General features: G+C 63.0%; 17 protein-coding genes. 5 read left to right on the top strand and 12 right to left on the bottom strand.

All coding sequences use genetic code 11. The features are described from left to right. Positions 1-3: 3 nt before the first annotated feature. On the bottom strand, positions 4-636 hold the full coding sequence (locus HZZ16_RS07060; RefSeq protein ID WP_197947794.1) for a FecR family protein: 633 nt from the start codon (positions 634-636) through the stop codon (positions 4-6). A 561-nt stretch (positions 637-1,197) separates the two neighbouring features. Between HZZ16_RS07060 and HZZ16_RS07055 the strand changes: the two genes are divergently transcribed. Together HZZ16_RS07055 and HZZ16_RS07050 are read left to right on the top strand one after the other, a co-directional pair. Continuing rightward, on the top strand, positions 1,198-3,981 hold the full coding sequence (locus HZZ16_RS07055; protein WP_197947793.1) for a VCBS domain-containing protein: 2,784 nt from the start codon (positions 1,198-1,200) through the stop codon (positions 3,979-3,981). Positions 3,982-4,074: 93 nt separating this feature from the next. Beyond that, positions 4,075-4,233: a hypothetical protein gene (locus tag HZZ16_RS07050; RefSeq protein ID WP_197947792.1), complete on the top strand. Its 159-nt coding sequence runs from the start codon at positions 4,075-4,077 to the stop codon at positions 4,231-4,233. A 3-nt stretch (positions 4,234-4,236) separates the two neighbouring features. Here the strand turns inward: HZZ16_RS07050 and HZZ16_RS07045 are convergent, their stop codons facing one another. Then, positions 4,237-4,539 (bottom strand): PadR family transcriptional regulator, encoded by a 303-nt coding sequence (locus tag HZZ16_RS07045; protein ID WP_197947791.1) that lies wholly within the window; start codon positions 4,537-4,539, stop codon positions 4,237-4,239. Between the two features lie 117 nt (positions 4,540-4,656). Between HZZ16_RS07045 and HZZ16_RS07040 the strand changes: the two genes are divergently transcribed. Continuing rightward, positions 4,657-4,866, top strand: coding sequence for a hypothetical protein (locus HZZ16_RS07040; protein WP_197947790.1), 210 nt, complete (start codon positions 4,657-4,659; stop codon positions 4,864-4,866). 175 nt (positions 4,867-5,041) lie between these two features. After that, positions 5,042-5,650, top strand: a complete 609-nt coding sequence (locus HZZ16_RS07035; protein ID WP_197947789.1) for a cysteine hydrolase family protein — start codon at positions 5,042-5,044, stop codon at positions 5,648-5,650. A gap of 56 nt (positions 5,651-5,706) precedes the next feature. Here the strand turns inward: HZZ16_RS07035 and HZZ16_RS38095 are convergent, their stop codons facing one another. Further along, the gene (locus tag HZZ16_RS38095) at positions 5,707-6,882 is read right to left on the bottom strand and encodes a Crp/Fnr family transcriptional regulator (protein ID WP_311973852.1); all 1,176 of its coding nucleotides are present in this window, start codon (positions 6,880-6,882) and stop codon (positions 5,707-5,709) included. Between HZZ16_RS38095 and HZZ16_RS07025 the strand changes: the two genes are divergently transcribed. Then, entirely contained in the window at positions 6,866-7,633 is a 768-nt protein-coding gene (locus HZZ16_RS07025) for a c-type cytochrome (protein ID WP_376707554.1), read from the top strand. The two genes, HZZ16_RS38095 and HZZ16_RS07025, sit on opposite strands and share 17 nt — an antisense overlap. Before the next feature lie 7 nt (positions 7,634-7,640). Here HZZ16_RS07025 and HZZ16_RS07020 read toward each other — a convergent pair whose 3' ends face one another. The 9 genes from HZZ16_RS07020 to HZZ16_RS06980 all read right to left on the bottom strand — a co-directional run bounded on the left by HZZ16_RS07020 (position 7,641) and on the right by HZZ16_RS06980 (position 14,716). After that, positions 7,641-8,048 (bottom strand): c-type cytochrome, encoded by a 408-nt coding sequence (locus HZZ16_RS07020; protein ID WP_197947786.1) that lies wholly within the window; start codon positions 8,046-8,048, stop codon positions 7,641-7,643. Beyond that, positions 8,029-8,913 (bottom strand): cytochrome c oxidase assembly protein, encoded by an 885-nt coding sequence (locus tag HZZ16_RS07015; RefSeq protein WP_197947785.1) that lies wholly within the window; start codon positions 8,911-8,913, stop codon positions 8,029-8,031. Before HZZ16_RS07015 ends, HZZ16_RS07020 begins: the two co-directional genes overlap by 20 nt. Beyond that, complete coding sequence (locus HZZ16_RS07010) at positions 8,901-9,245, bottom strand: hypothetical protein (RefSeq protein ID WP_197947784.1); 345 nt, start codon at positions 9,243-9,245, stop codon at positions 8,901-8,903. Before HZZ16_RS07010 ends, HZZ16_RS07015 begins: the two co-directional genes overlap by 13 nt. Next, positions 9,242-9,844 carry a cytochrome c oxidase subunit 3 gene (locus tag HZZ16_RS07005; protein ID WP_197947783.1) on the bottom strand — a complete coding sequence of 201 codons (603 nt, stop codon included), beginning with the start codon at positions 9,842-9,844 and terminating at the stop codon, positions 9,242-9,244. Before HZZ16_RS07005 ends, HZZ16_RS07010 begins: the two co-directional genes overlap by 4 nt. Further along, complete coding sequence (ctaD, locus tag HZZ16_RS07000; RefSeq protein ID WP_197947782.1) at positions 9,841-11,754, bottom strand: cytochrome c oxidase subunit I; 1,914 nt, start codon at positions 11,752-11,754, stop codon at positions 9,841-9,843. The genes HZZ16_RS07005 and ctaD overlap by 4 nt, the downstream gene beginning before the upstream one ends. Continuing rightward, complete coding sequence (gene coxB, locus HZZ16_RS06995) at positions 11,751-12,755, bottom strand: cytochrome c oxidase subunit II (protein WP_197948053.1); 1,005 nt, start codon at positions 12,753-12,755, stop codon at positions 11,751-11,753. The genes ctaD and coxB overlap by 4 nt, the downstream gene beginning before the upstream one ends. Continuing rightward, complete coding sequence (locus tag HZZ16_RS06990; protein WP_197947781.1) at positions 12,755-13,312, bottom strand: c-type cytochrome; 558 nt, start codon at positions 13,310-13,312, stop codon at positions 12,755-12,757. Before HZZ16_RS06990 ends, coxB begins: the two co-directional genes overlap by 1 nt. A 73-nt stretch (positions 13,313-13,385) precedes the next feature. After that, positions 13,386-14,465, bottom strand: coding sequence for a DUF305 domain-containing protein (locus HZZ16_RS06985; protein ID WP_197948052.1), 1,080 nt, complete (start codon positions 14,463-14,465; stop codon positions 13,386-13,388). 71 nt (positions 14,466-14,536) lie between these two features. After that, the gene (locus HZZ16_RS06980; protein ID WP_197947780.1) at positions 14,537-14,716 is read right to left on the bottom strand and encodes a CsbD family protein; all 180 of its coding nucleotides are present in this window, start codon (positions 14,714-14,716) and stop codon (positions 14,537-14,539) included. Positions 14,717-14,793 lie beyond the last annotated feature (77 nt).

Below are 14,793 nucleotides of genomic sequence, written 5' to 3'. Positions count from 1 at the left end.
ATCCTAGCAGCCTCGACAGATGTTGAAATCGAACTTGCGGGTGGCGTTCTGACGGGGTTCTCGCGTCGCGGGTGCTTCCGTCTTCTTCTTGTCCTCCTCGATAAGCGTAGAGAATTTGACTGAGCCATCATCCGAGATTGCGACGTGCGGTGTGGTCCCTCGAATTCCCATGGTCGCGACGGGAGTGTCGACTTTCATATCGCCTGTTTTGGCAACCTTTCCGGCGACAAAGGTAAACGTCCCCCTGGTTAGACTAAACAAGGTCGAATTCGAGCTTCCTCCAGGGTCATACACGAACTCGTCCAGGACCATCCGGGCGTTGATCGATAGATTGAAAGTTGTGCCATCCGTAAAATTGATGCCGACCCGGCCGTCAGCCCCGGTCCGGATGACATCGCCTACATAGACGGGGTCTCCAACCTTGGTCGGGCCAGACGCTTTGGCCTCGATGACGACTGCGTTCGCATGTTCGATGGTCACCGCGCCGGTGGCGCTGACGACCTTTCCGATGAGCTTCGCTGCATCCTGGATCGCGGGCGGCGCTGCATTGACTTGCGCTTCAGCTGGCCCGGCGAACGAGCCTTGCAGAGCCAAAAGGAAATAGGTCGCCAGCGCGGTAATCGGGCGAACGAACATAATCTCCCCCTTCCGAGAAGACCGCCAATTATAACACAAGGAACGAGCCCTTCGATTCCGAATATCGCGGACCGACTAGACCTTACGGGCTAGACTGAGCGACCTAGGTTCCCGATGCCCGTGCCGGCGTTGCGCCGCGCATAGACGGTTACATCTTGGTGGAGTACATTGATCGAACAAATTTCCGAGAAGTGCTGAGCTCTGTGCAAGTCACATGGCACCAGATGTTTTTTCACGCGCGTGAGGTCATTTTCGACGGGAGATGTCGGTTGCGGCGCAGGGCGTCTGTTCAAGGCGCAGGCGATATAACAAGCATATCCGGCAATCACGAGCGGCGCGCGGATTTTGACGGCCGAGGCTGAGGCAATGTCAATTTGCCACCATGCTGAGTTGGAGAGCGCAGGTGAAGCAATTGCGGTCCCGCGTTGTCAACTTCTCGACAATCCCCGGACTACGACTTTTCTTAATCGTGCGCGCGCCTCGTTCGCGAGTTGGATAACAAGAGGGCTCGCGTTCGTTGGGACGTTTCGGGGAAGCCGGGCCCCATCCGGGGTCACTGGCATGCTGTGGTTCACAGCCCTGATCTTGGCTGAGTCAAAGCAAGCTCGTGCGGCCGACCCCGAAGCCACATTCCTGGATGATGGTATCATTACCTACAAGGACCTCGCGCATGGCGAGTTCGAACTCGTAACCAAAGAGGCGATCCCGCGACATATTCTGGTTGACGATCCCGGGCAGACGATTGTTCTGCACGAAAGAGGATCCTCGGTCGCCGTAAACAAGGTCAACAATACTGCCGCTCAGATGGAGGAGCTCCGCGCCGCACAACAGGACGTACTCGCCAATCTTTCGAGGGAGACAGGAGCAAAGGGATCAAGCACACCTCCGTCCGCCACCCCCCTGACGCCTCAACGCATCGATTTTATCAGGCCTGATGTCCTGCTTCCGCAGATTACGCCGGCGATACAAGCAATCTTTGTCGGTCCCGCTGTCGTCGATCCCCCCGTGCGGTCGTTGACCGCCACGGCTTTGCCGATTGTTACCGACACGTCTGCCTTTGACCATTTCCCCCCGACTGCCGGTGCTCTGAAGGCGATCAACTTTGATACCGGCGCTTCGCTGAGCTACAGCATAAGCGGCGGTGTCACTGGGGCCGCGGAACTGGGCGGTGTGACGTATGATGTTTCCAAAGCCGGTCAATATGGCACGCTTTACGTCAACAGCTCGACCGGCGCCTACGCGTTCGTTCCGGATAATCACGCGATCAATGCGCTGACTGCGACCACAATCGAAAGTTTCGTTGTCACCGTCTCGGACGGTGCATCCAGGGTCGATCAGACCTTCACGGTCACCATCAACGGTGTCAATGACGCAGCGATTATCGCCGGCGACGTGACGGGCGCGGTGAACGCGGCAGGTGACGCCGCCAATGCTGCTGCCGGCACGGCGAGGGCAACAGGCACGCTTACCGATACGGACGTCGATAACCCGCCCAACACCTTTAAGCCGGTCAGTGCGCCTCAGCCGAGCGATGGTGGGTACGGAGTCTTCACCATGACGGTGGATGGCGTGTGGACTTACGTGCTCACCGATACCGGGGGTGCGGTAAAGGCGCTTGATCTCGGTGACACCCTTACCGACAGCTTCACGGTGGCGACAATCGACGGCACGCGAAAAGTCGTGACAATCATCATCCGCGGCGCCAATGACGAGCCGATCGCACACGCCGATGTGCTGCCGTTGCTTCCTCCGAACGCGGCGAATGTGAGCCAGGGCGGCTCGCTGACGATCGCCGCAAGCACTCTGCTTGCGAATGACATCGACCCCGATACCGGCGATCATCTGACGGTCGTTTCCGTCAGCGGACTCAGTGCGAGCGGTGCTGTGGTGTCGCTCTCCGGCACTGACATCAACTACGAATCGACGAGCGCCGTTGCCCTTCGCGCCCTCGGGGCCGGGCAGACCGTCACCGATTCTTTCGCTTATACGATAGCTGATACTCATGGTGAGACTTCGACGGCGACCGTGACGCTGGTCGTAGCTGGCGTCAACGATCCACCGACAATTCTCAGCGGGACCGATCCACCGGTGCAGGCCGTCGTGGTCAATCCGATCGCGCTCGCCGAGGGGGTAAACACAAACTCGCTGGGCCTGGCGACAGAGTCGTTCGATGACCTGCCAAGCGGATCCGACGCGTTCCACGGCAACTTCTACAGTGCTTCGCTGGATGCCACATTTTCGGGATCGGGAAATGTCCGAGTCATCAATGGATCGATCCCCGGCGTCGCGGTGGCTCTGTTCCTCGGACCATCACCAGGCGGCGCGGATACGACCGACTATTTGAGCCTCAGCGCCGGCAGCACCGAGACAATCACCTTTGGTTCGGAGAGAAACACGTTCGGCCTGTATTGGGGTACGATTGACCCAATGAACAAGGTCAGCTTCTACAACGGCGTGAATCTTGTTGTATCCTACACCGGTGCCGAAGTTGCGGCGCTCCTGAGCGCACATCAGGGTGTGTTCGCTTCGAATGGCTATTTGGAATTTGTCGGAATCAACCCCTTCGACCGGGTGATTCTAGAAACGGCCAACTTCAATGCATTTGAGCTCGAAAACATTTCTGCGGGAGTTGTCCCCGATCGCCACACCGGCCTCGCGGGACCGGTCTCGGGAACGCTGACCGTGAGCGACGTCGATATCGGCGACACGCTCACGGCGTCAGTGATCGGAAACGCCAGCGTCGAATTCAGCGGCTCGAACGGCTCAACGACGCTGCCCTTTGGCGCCGATGTCGCAACACTGGTCGATGCCAGCTACATCGCGTTCGACATCGTCCAGACAAATGGTGCGACGCAGACGTTGAATTGGACCTACAGTCCGACTGATGCCGATCTCGATTTTCTCAAAGCCGGCGATGAATTGACCATTAGATATACGGCGCAGGTCAATGACGGGCACGGCAATGTGGGAAATCAGGCGCTGACGATTACGATACTCGGCACCTATCCGTCACAAGACATGTCGCAACTAAGCGTTGTCAATGGTACCAGTGCGGACGAGACATTTCAGAATGTCGGCAATGGCGTCACGATCTTCGGCGCAGGAGGAAGCGACAATTTCGTGTTCAATGACAATTTTGGCACGGCAACAATCGGCGATTTCGATGTCGATAATGACACGATAGCGATCAGTCGTAACGTGTTCAGCAGTGTTGCCGAGATCTTGGCTGCAGCAACCGACGCCGGCCCGGATACGATCATTACATCGTCCGCCACTCACGATGCTATCGTGCTGAAGGGGGTATCACCAGCGCAACTGCATGGCTTGGAGTTTCAACTGCTCTGACCGTCGAGGGCTTTGGGTGAGGCGAGCCGAGAATCCTCCTGGCCGGACACGGATCCGCTCTTCACCGCCGTCACGGGAAAGCGATACCGTCTGGTGCTGAACAACGACCGGGTGATCAAGCACACGATCAGCATGCCCAGATACTCGATGGCCGAGGTCGATTTCGGCGCCGACGACCTGGACCGACCTTGTTCCACTGCCATCATCAAGATCACATGGGAAGGCGTCGCCCGGCTGATCACATATGGATGATCGCTACTTCTTGAGGGCCTCGCCGGTGAACTCGAGGACCCGCGCCTTGGCCAATGCGTGGCCGCGCTTGCCGAGCGGCGTCGCCCGATAGAGGCTGCGTGCCGTTCGCCCGGGATGCTCTTTGCGCGACCGCAGATAGCCTTTCCGCTCCATGCCATGAAGCAGCGGGTAAAGCGTCTCGGGGCTGAGCTTGTAGCCGTGGCGAGCAAGTTCTTCGATCATCCACTGGCCGTAGATTTCATGTTCCGCGGCCTGGTGCAGAATGTGCAGCCTGATGAATCCCGCGAGCAAATCCTTGTACTTCATATCCTCTTTATCGGATTTCGTAATTGGAACGACGCTCGCAACGGTTGGTTAACTCGCCGTCCCGCCGGACGCTCCTGTGTCCGGCGGATGCATATTAGGAGAGCGAGGAGACAGGTCATGGCAAGTGCGGCAGATCGCGATCCCCGGCATCATACGCAGAAGATGCAGAAGGCGCTTGCGGATATTCGGAATCATCTGCGCGAGGACATCCAGAAGGTTGACGAACCGCAGTTGAAGGCGATGTTCGAGACCTCCGCGGAGGTCCTGGGTGGGCTCGAGAAGGCCTTCAAGGACTACGAACAGAAAAACGAGAAGGCTTGGCGATGATTGGCGGGCCCCGGTGTCGTCTCGGGAGCGGCGTGAAGGCGGCACCAGCATCCCGGTGGGGGCAGATGCGGTCACGATGAGTGATGAGGGAACGGCGATCGCCCGAAGGCATTGCAGTCGGTGAGCCCGCCCTGGTTGACGGCGCGCGGCCCAAGCGGCGGACGGGTGGAGGACCATGAGGGACGGTCGCGCGGAAATTGCCGAGATCGGGAATGCGGTTCACCTCTGCATCGACATGCAGAACATTTTTGCTCCCGGCGGACTCTGGGCGACGCCCTGGATGGAGTGGGTGCTGCCGACGATCGTCTCGATCGTGTCCCGGCATCCGGCCAGAACGATCTTCACCCGCTTCATCACGCCGCAGGATCCGGAAGACCGTCCCGGCCAATGGCGGAGCTATTTTGAGCGCTGGCGCCAGACGACCCGCAGGCAGCTTGCGCCAGCCGCACTCGAACTGGTGCCGGCCCTGAACAAGTTCGTTCCACCGGCGGCTGTCATCGACAAGCCGGCCTATTCCGCGTTCAGCAATCCCCGTCTTGCGAGCCTGCTGGTCGAGAAGAACGTCGGCACCGTCGTGATATCGGGCGCGGAGACGGACGTCTGCGTGCTCTCGACGGTCCTGAGCGCCGTCGATCTCGGCTTCAGGATCGTCATCATCGAGGACGCGCTGTGCAGCTCCTCCGACGTCGGCCACGATGCGCTCATGACGATGTACCGCACCCGCTTCCACGGCCAGATCGACTTGGTGACGGCAGAGGAGCTGGCCGAGATCTGGCGGGAGTAGGGTGCTGCGATCCGACGTCGTCGAGCCGCGTAGGCGCCCCGCACCGTGGAGCCAGATCAAGCGACCGCGACGTCGGCCGCCACCGGTCTCGCATGCGGCGGCCGAGCATCGTCCGCGCCGGACCGCATGCTCAGGTAGGTCGGGTCGAAGCCGGCGAGCCGGACCAGGCCTAGCCAGTCCATGATGGTCAAGGTCTTGCCCTGCCATTGCAGCAGATGGCAGCGGCGCAGCTCCTGGATGGTGCGGTTGGCATGGACCGGGGAGATGCTGCAAGCCGCGGCGAGGTCGGACTGGGTGAAGGGCGAGGACAATCTGAAATCCCTGGCGAGCCCGACGGTTTGCAGCCGAACGGTGATCTCGCAGAGCAGATGCGCCACGCGCGTCAATGCATCCCGGCTGCCGAGGTTCACCGTCCAGTTGCGCTGGATGGCGTGATCGGCAAGCAGCATCAACAGCAGGGCGTGCGACATCGCCGGAGACCGCACCGCGAGCTCGCGAAAGAAGCGGTGCGGCACGAGCGCGACGATGGCAGGCCCGAGTGCGGTCAGATTGCCTTCGATGCGCGGGCGATGCAGGCTTTGCAGGTTGGCGATGTCGCCGGGGACGCAGATCGCGGTGATCTGGCCATCAGCGCTTTCGTGATTCTGCCAGGACAGATATCCCTGGAGCACCAGGCAGCATTGCGTTGCCTCATCGCCGTGCCGCAGGATGGTCTGATGCGCGCCGAAATGCGCGATGCTGCTCGGCATGTCCGCCAGCAGATCGAGATCGTCCGGGGTCAGTTCGACCAGGCTCGTCAGGCGGTCGGCCAGCTTCGAGAAAGCAAATCCTGCCTGCATTTGATCTCCGATGGCCCCCATCGGCTCCAAGTGTGGCCGATAACCACGGCAGGAGGCATTAACGTTTGATACGTTCGCTCCGGGTATCGGTGCGGCAGCAAGCAGCTCAACTTGCCGTGTTTTCCTGTCGATCTGAGTGATCGGAGCGCGACGCCGCCGAGCAGGGAACAGCCGGGGTTCGCTTCCGTTACCGGATAGCGGGTTCGGTGGAGGACGCGGAAAACGGATGCGCGGGCGGTTCTGGCTGGTGTCGGCACTCCTGGTGGCAAGCGCGGCTGCTGCGGGGGTATGGTTCATCACCGCGCCGGACCGCGTCGGCTCGCGCGAGGCGAAGACATTATCCGATGCAGGCGGCGACGCCGAGCGCGGCAAGCTCGTGTTTGCGGCCGGCAATTGTGCGTCCTGCCATGCCTCGCCTGGCCAATCCGATCGTTTGCACCTTGGCGGTGGCCTCGCGCTCGCGTCCCCTTACGGAACCTTTCGAGCGCCCAACATTTCAACGGACCGGAACGACGGCATCGGGAACTGGACCACCAGGGACCTCGCCAATGCGCTGCTGCGCGGCGTGTCGCCGAACGGAAGCCACTATTATCCGGTGTTTCCGTATGCGAGCTTCACGTATATGCGCGCTGAAGACGTGGGGGGTCTGATGGCCTATTTGCGTACGCTGCCCGCGGTGAAGGGGCGTCCGCCGGATCATGAGCTCAATCCGCTGTTCGGGGTTCGCCGCTTGGTCGGGATCTGGAAGTTGCTGTATTTCAAAACCGATCCGATCGCGCCCGATCTGGGTCACGATGAAAAATGGAATCGCGGCCGCTATCTCAGTGAAGCGGTGGCCCATTGCGCCGAATGCCATTCCTCGCGCGACATGTTCGGCGGCATCAAGACGAGCACGCGCTATGCCGGCGGGAAGGACCCTGTGGGCACCGGTTTCTATCCCAACATCACGGCCGCGCGGCTCGGCGACTGGTCGGAGGGGCAATTGGCGGACATGCTGAAGACCGGGGTCACGCCGAAACATGGCCGGGTCGGCTCGTCGATGGCCGATGTGGTCACCAATCTGGCAATGCTGCCTGAAAGCGACCGTGAGGCCATCGCCGCTTTCGTGAAATCGCTGCCCGCGCGGCCAACGCCGAATCCCTGAGAGCCTCTCACTGCGCATAAAGATAGGCCGCGACGTCGCGCGCCTCGGCTTCGGTGATGCCGGTTGCGGGCATGGCCGTCAGCGGCGAGAACGCCTGCGGCGTCACGATCCACCGGACCAGATTGTCCGCCGTGTTGGCCGCAAGGCCCGCGATGTAGACGCGCGACCTGAGATCAGCGAGAGACGCGCCGACCTGGCCGTCGCCGCCGGGAATGCCTGGAATCCTGTGGCATCCAGCGCAGCCGTAGCGACGGATCAGGGCGGGCGCCCGGGCCGGATCGCCGCCGGTCATGGCGCGGGCGATGCGTTGATTTTGGACACGCTCTCTGCGGGCGAAGCCTGCCGCAGCCGCGGCGGCGATGAGAACTGCCAGGACGATCAAGAGCGCCATCCATCTAGAGCGCGTGAAGCGCATCGGTTCGCTCCCTGCCTTGCCCGGCCCGCCGGATCCAGAGCGCGATCAGCGCGAGCGCCGCGCCGGCATAGATCGTTCCTGCCGGCACCCACATGATGATGCCGGCGAGTTGCTGGTCCTCGAGCGGCGTCAAGTCCCAGGCCACCGCGACGTCGGCTTGCTGCCGGTAGAGCAGGCGCGGGGCAAGTGCCATCAGCGCACCGAGGATGCTCGTGTGCAGCATGGTGACGAAGACATGCCAGGCAGCACTGCCGGTCTGGCTGCGCCGGAACACCGACCACCAGAACAGGATCGCGGTCAGGAAGAAGCTCAGATGCTGCATCCGGTGCAGGAGGACATTCGCCGCCGCTGCATCGAACAGCACCGGCACATGCCAGGCCCAGATCGCGATCCCATGCAGCAGCGTGGCGTTGCCGCCAGCGCTCAGCAGGCTCCAGAGCCGCGTGGCGAGCGGATGCCGCATCGCCCGGCCGATTGCCAGCCGCGCAGGGCGCGGCAGCGACCACAGCAAGGGGCCGACCGGACGTGAAATCACGAGCAGTGGAGCCGCCACCGCCATCAGGATCTCGTGCTCGATCATGTGGAATGAGAGCAGGCGCTCACCGAGCCAGTGCAGTGGCGACACCAGTGCGGTAGTCAGCGCAAGCCAGCCTGCGCCGCATATGACATCCTGCGCGATGTCCTTGCGGCCCTTCCGTGCCAGCATGAGCCTGCCGATGCCATACATCAGGCCGAAAAGCACCAGCGGTGTGACAATCCACGGGTCGATCGTCCAGCCCGGTGCCGCAGCCTGCGGCGCCGAACCATGGGCATAGCCCGCCTGCGGTATCGAACAGGCGACCGCGGCGATGATTATCTTTCGCATCCGGTCAACACCATTGCAGCGATGCCCTGCATCAGCAGGGCGAATGTGAAGAGGCACGCGGAGAGCGCACTGACGGCGCCGCCGAAATCGGCATTGGCCCGGTGCTCCTCGCTATCGGCGATCACCTTCGCTGGAGTGAGCCATGATACGAGGCTAGACGCGATCGTGAGCGCAGCACCGACGAACGAGGTGATGGCCGAGGCGTGCAGTTGCGAGCGGCAATCGGCATAGGGCAAGATCTGCCCGAACTGCATGTTCGCGGCCCACACCAGCGGCGCGAGCCAGAGGCCCGCCCAGACCGAGAGATGGGTGAGGAGCTTCGAGGCGTTCATAGCCGTGCCAGCCAATAGATGCAGCCATAGATCGGAAGCCAGGTCGCGACGACAAAGTTCCAATACATGACGTTGTCCTGGACGTCGCCGAACCTCCTTGGGTTCCCGCCGTGCCGCGTGAACATCAGCGCCGCCAGCACCAGCGTGTCGACGAGGTCGGTGATGATGTGGGTGGTGTGGAGGCCTAGCAGGGTCCACACCACCGAGCCGTAGGCGTTGCTGTCCCAGCTCACCTTGAGAGCGGGAAATTCGAAGATGCGCACGATCAGCGGAGCGATGCCAACCATCGACATGATCACCATCCCGAGCCGCACCATGCGCAGGTTCTGCTGCTCGGCCCAGCGCGAGACCAGGACGTTGGGGACGAGGCTGGCCAGCAGGACCAGCGTCACCAGCGTGCCCGGGAGCAGATCGGGCGGCGGTGCATTGATCGGCCAGGCCGTCGCCAGGTTCATCAGGTAGAGGTAGACGGCGATTGCGAGTGCGAAGCCGGTGCCTTCGATCAGCATGAAGGCAAGCGTGCCCCACCAGGTGACGCTCGCCGTGCCCATCCCGTACAGGGGTAATTTTCCGAGATCGAGCACAATCTTCTCTCTCATGACTCGTCCTCCGGCGTGCCCTTGGGCCAGAACCAGCCCATCAGTGCGACCGCGACGGGGACGGAGCCCCAGACCACGGCCCAGGGCGAGAACATCGACCAGATCAGCATGATCGTGGTCGCAATCGCCGCCCACAGCGGCCAGATCGAATTTCGCGGCGAAGCTTCGCGCGCCTGCGGTTCGGCTGCCGCCAGCGTGGTCACGACCAGCTCGCGGCGATCGGTGCGAAGGCCGTTGGCGACGGCGAGGCTGTCTCGATCGTCCCACAGGGGGTGCAGGCTGCCGACGACCGGGATCATCGGGAAATTGTAGCTCGGCGGAGGAGACGTCGTTGCCCATTCCAGCGTCGGCGCATCCCAGGGATTGTCCCGCGCAACCTCGCCGACGCGCGCGCTCCTGAAGGCATTGATGAAGAACAGCAGGAAGCCGGCAATGAGGATCACGGCACTGAGGCTGATGAACAGGTTGAGTCCGTGCCAGGGCAGGTCCGGCTGATAGGTGTAGACGCGACGGGGCATGCCCTCGAGCCCGAGGATGTGCATCGGAAAGAACGTCGCGTTGAAGCCGACGAAGATCAGCCAGAATGACCACTGACCGAGCGCCTCATTCAGCATGCGTCCGGTCAGCTTGGGAAACCAATAATGGATGGCGGCAAGCAACGGAAACACGGCGCCACCGATCAGCACGTAGTGAAAGTGCGCGACGACGAAATAGGTGTCGTGCACCTGGGTGTCGAACGGCACGGACGCGACCATCACGCCGGTCAATCCGCCGATGACGAAGGTCACGATGAAGCCGATGATGAAGAGGAGGGGCGTCTTGAACACCAGCCGGCCGTCCCACAGCGTTGCAAGCCAGCAGAACACCTGGATGCCGGCGGGAATCGCGATCGCCATGCTGGAGGCCGTGAAGAAGCTGTCGCCGAGCCGCGGCAGCCCCGCCACGAACATATGATGCACCCACAGTCCGAAGGCGAGGATGCCAGTGGCGATCAGCGCCATCACCAGCCCGAGATAACCGAAGGCCGGCCGCCGCGCGAACGGCTCGATCATGGTCGAGACCATGCCCGCGGCGGGCAGGAAGATGATGTAGACCTCTGGATGGCCGAAGAACCAGAACAGATGCTGCCAGAGCAGCACGTCACCGCCCTCGGCCGGGTTGAAGAAATGCGTGCCGACGAGGCGGTCGAGGATCAGGCTGGTGCTCGCGAGCACGATCGCCGGCATCGCCATGATCACGAGGAAGGAAGTCACCAGCATGGCCCAGACGAACACCGGGATGCGGTCGAGCGTCATGCCTGGCGTACGCTGCTTGAAGATGGTGACGACGAGCTCGACCGCGACCGCGAGCGCCGAGATCTCGGTGAAGGTGATCATCTGCGCCCAGATGTCGGCACGCTTGCCGGCGCCGTATTGTGGGCCGGACAATGGCACATAGGCAAACCAGCCGACGTCGGGCCCCATGTCGAGCGCGAACGCTGTCCAGAGCAGGGTGCCTCCGGCGAGATAGATCCAGTAGGAGAAGGCATTCAGGCGCGGGAAGGCGATGTTGCGGGTGCCGACCATCAGCGGCACGAGATAGACCGCGACCGCTTCCATCACCGGCACCGCGAACAGGAACATCATGTTCGCGCCGTGCATCGTGAAGATCTGGTTGTAGCGGTCGGGACCGAGCAGGCGCGCCTCCGGCTGCGCCAGCTGAATTCGCATCAAGGCGGCAAGCACCCCGCCGAGGCCGAGGAACACGAAGGCGGTGACGATGTAACGGCGACCGATGATCTTGTGATCCACGGTCGCGAGCGCACCCCAGATGCCGGAGGGAGTCTTCCAGGTCTCCGCGAGCGCGTCGGTCAGGCGCTTGCGCTCGATCTCGATGTCGCGCGTATCGGGCGCTGCAACGGGACGGTTCATTTCAGGCTCGCCAGATATGCCGACATCGCGCGCAACTCGTCGGGCGTCAGCGGCACCATCGGCATGTTGTTGCCGGGCTTGATGGTCTGGGGATCGGCGGTCCAGGCGGCGAGCGAGCCGCGCGTGGTCTCGAACAGGCCTGCGGCGATGGTGCGGCGGCCGCCGACATGGGTGAGATCGGGCCCGGTGGTGCCGGCCGCCGCCGTGCCGCGGATGGTGTGGCAGGCCGCACAGGGCTTGGCCAGGAATGTCTGCAATCCCGTCGCGGTCTCTTCATCGGTCGGTCGCGCTGCCGCTTGCCGCTGTGTTGCCGCCCATGTGTCGTAATCGGCCTGCGGCTCGGCGATCACCAGCAGCGCCATATGGGCGTGTTGCATGCCGCAGAACTCGGCGCATTGGCCCCGATAGATGCCGGCGTGCTCGGCGCGGATGGTGAGCTCGTTGGAACGGCCGGGCACGAGGTCCTGCTTGCCGGCGAGACTCGGGACCCAGAACGAATGGATCACGTCGAGTCCTTCGAGCTTGAGGCGCACGTTGCGGCCGACCGGGATGTGGATCTCGTTGGCGGTTTCGAACCGGCTTGTCGGATCGGGGCCGATATATTCGAGACCCCACCACCATTGCAGCCCGCGCACGCGGATCGTCAGCTCGTCCTGGCCGGCGACACTGAGCGCGCGCGTCGCAACGAAGCTCATGATAGTGAAGGTGCTGATGATGAGAACCGTGGCGACCACCGCACCGGTGACGGCGATGGTCAGCCGTCGCTCGCGTCCAGGCTCGGGCGAGACCGGCCGCGCATCGCGGCTTCGCCACAAGGCGGCGATCAGCGCAACCATGACCAGCATCCAGACCAATGAGCACACCGCGACGATCAGGATGATGAGATGCTTCAGAGAGATCGCGGAGGTGCCGTAGACGTCGAGCGCGGATTGCCAATTGCCGCTGCACCCGGCCAGCGGCGCGGCAAGCAGGGCGCTCGAACAGGCTCGGCGGAGGTGGATCACGGTGTCGGTCCCTGATCCCGATGGACGGGTGTGGGACCTTCATCGAACAACAGCTTTGCCGGCGCGCGGTTCTCGGCCGGCCGGGTCTGCTTCTCGTCGTTGCGGCTCGGCGCGGCGGTCTTGCCTTCGTAGGAGCCGATCGTCTGCACATAGCCGGCGAGCTGCCAGATCTGATCCGTCGTCATCTTGTCGCCGAACGCCGGCATGCCGTGCGGCCGCCCGTCCCGGATCGAGGCGAAGATCGAGACCATCTCGGGGCCGTAGGACCACCAGCCGTCGAGGAAGCCGGGGCCGCTGCCGCCCCGGCCGTCGCCATGGCAGCTCTTGCAGCCGAACCAAGCATAGAGCCGCTTGCCCTGGCTGAGATTGTAGGCGTTGACCTCATAGGGCCTGCCGAGCACGAAATAGACGTTGGGCGGCGCGCCGCCGATGCGGTTCGGCATCAGCGCTATTTTGTCGAGCGCGTCGGCGATCGGTGGATCCAGCCGCAACTGCCGCTCTTCACGTTGGCACCCGGCCAATGCAGCTGCAAGACCAAGGAGAACGCTGGCCATTCGTTGCATCTGATCGCTTGAAGTCAGAAACCTAAGATCCTCAATCGGCTCGGCGATCCAAGGTTCCTCGCGCTCAATTGACGTTGTCGCCCAGCATGTTGCGGACGCCTGTGGTGACGGCGGCGAAGCCGCTCGTGCCGTGCATCAGCGCGATCTCGCCCTGCTGTTCGTGGCGGATGGCGTGCGCCATGATGCGCAGGCGTGGGTCGCCGCGGCTGTGCCACATCTGGTCGGCCATCCTGACCGCACCGCGGTGATGCCGGCTCATCGCCTCGACGAACAGCATGTCGAACTGGTCCGGCGGCGCGGTCTTGACCTGGCGCATCTCGGCCGGTGTCAGGAAGCCCGGCATCGCCGCCCGCTCCTCGGTGCTGCAGTCGGGCATCTCCGTGTCGAACCAGCTCAGCCACCAATTCTCGAAGATGCTGACCTCTCCGGTCTGGCTCGCAACCATCAGCATCGCGAGCTTCCGCAGATGCGGATCCTGCGCGCGCTCGGCACCCGTCCGCGCCAGCTCGATACCCTGGGCATGATGCGCGGTCATGTGACGGATGTAGGCCTGATCTTGATCCCTGTCGCGGCCCATCCACGGCAGCTCGTAGCCATGATTGCCGAACAATGCGACCGCCCCAAGCAGCGCAATCACGGCCGGCGCGCCGGTGATCCACATGTTGGTGAACCGCACGTCGCCTGCGGGCGCATTTCCGCGCCTCCAGCGCAGACGCGCGAACAGCGGATACATCACGGCGGAGGAGCCATGGACCAGCAAGCCGATCCAGTAGGGTTGCTGCAGCGTGAACAGCGGCTGCCAGAACGGAAACAGCGGCACCAGCACGAACCATTCCACGCCTGAAGAGAACACGGCCCAGGGCAGCGCCAGCAGCAGGATCGTCATCGGCCGCAAGTCGGCCGTCCAGCGTCCGAGCACGCCGAAGAAGACCAACGCCCAGGAAAAATCGGCCCATTGGTGAAAGGCGATCCCGGCCAGGATCGCGCTCCAGGATGGCTCGGCGCTGATCGCCCAGTCGCGCGCAGGAATCGCGGCGACCGTCATCCAGTCGACCGCCGCATCGCGGCCGATGCGGGCAGCGAAGAGCTGGCTGACGATGGTCGAAAAAGTGCTGCTGATCAGGCCGAGTGCGGCCGCAGCCATCCAGCGCGAACGCCGCCGCTCGCCGGTGGTGCGCCGCGCCCAACTCGCGAGCGCTGGTCGCGGCTCTGCGTTCACGTCAGCTGCTTGAGCTTCTTCAGCGGATTGAGCTCGCTCGGCTTGTCCTGTTCGGCGCGCCCGCGCTCGGCTTCCGCCTTGCCGTCATCATGCAGATCCTGGTCGCCGATGATCTCGCCGACGGCCTGCTTGGTCTTGCCGGCGATCCGCTGCTGCAGACCTTTGGTCTTGCCCATGAGCTGCCTCCGTTATGTCCTGCGTCGGGCTCACGCCGCTACCCCGGCGCCTGAAGGGGGCGTGGGCGCCGGGGCTG

It is taken from the genome of Bradyrhizobium glycinis (assembly GCF_016031655.1).
Taxonomy (GTDB): Bacteria; Pseudomonadota; Alphaproteobacteria; order Rhizobiales; family Xanthobacteraceae; genus Bradyrhizobium; species Bradyrhizobium glycinis.
The sequence above is the reverse complement of the archived record's forward strand: the minus strand, read 5'-3'. Positions and strand labels throughout refer to the sequence as shown.